Here is a 575-nt window from a genome sequence, read left to right as displayed (position 1 = left end):
GTTCCCCCTCGCCCCTGCCGGCACGACCGTCGCGACATCAGCGCGGCGCGGTTGCTGCCGGCCACTCCCCATCCCGTAAGGAGATTCCGTTGCTTCTCGCCATCGGTGACATCGTGCGCGTCCGCAGTGACCGGTCCATCGGCGAGGTGGTGGGCGTGGAGAAGGTACGCCGCGCCAGCCTGATCAGCGTGCGCGTCAGCGGCGGTGCCGTTCGGGTCGCCCTGCCGAGCGAGGTCGAGCGCGTGGCCCGCGTTCTCAGGCCGCACACCACCGCCCGCGCCATCGCGACGGCCGCGCTTCTCGCCGTCAGCGTCGGCGTGGCGGTCGCGGTCGGCAGCGCCGTTCAGAACCTCGGCGGTGGCACGGCGCTCACCGTGTTCGTGACCGCCACGTCCACGGCCGCCCTCGGCGACGGCCTGGCCAGGCTACTGCTCCGGCCTCGACGCTTCCGCGTCTGACGCCCTCGCTCCACCTCTCGTTCTGCCCCGGCGTGGCGGTCCTCCCGTGCAAAGGACATCGCCGCCGCTCCGGTCTCCCGAACCGCCCTTGTGACACCTGACGACAGGAGTGTGACG

Annotated in this window: 1 protein-coding gene; it reads left to right on the top strand. The window is 72.2% G+C overall.

Features of this window, described 5'->3' with window-relative positions; translation table 11 throughout:
- The first annotated feature begins 89 nt into the window (after positions 1–89).
- Entirely contained in the window at positions 90–458 is a 369-nt protein-coding gene (locus KUM32_RS41730; protein ID WP_217146830.1) for a hypothetical protein, read from the top strand.
- Positions 459–575 lie beyond the last annotated feature (117 nt).

Source organism: Streptomyces sp. AC627_RSS907, from assembly GCF_019049165.1.
This window is presented reverse-complemented; position numbering and strand designations above follow the sequence as displayed.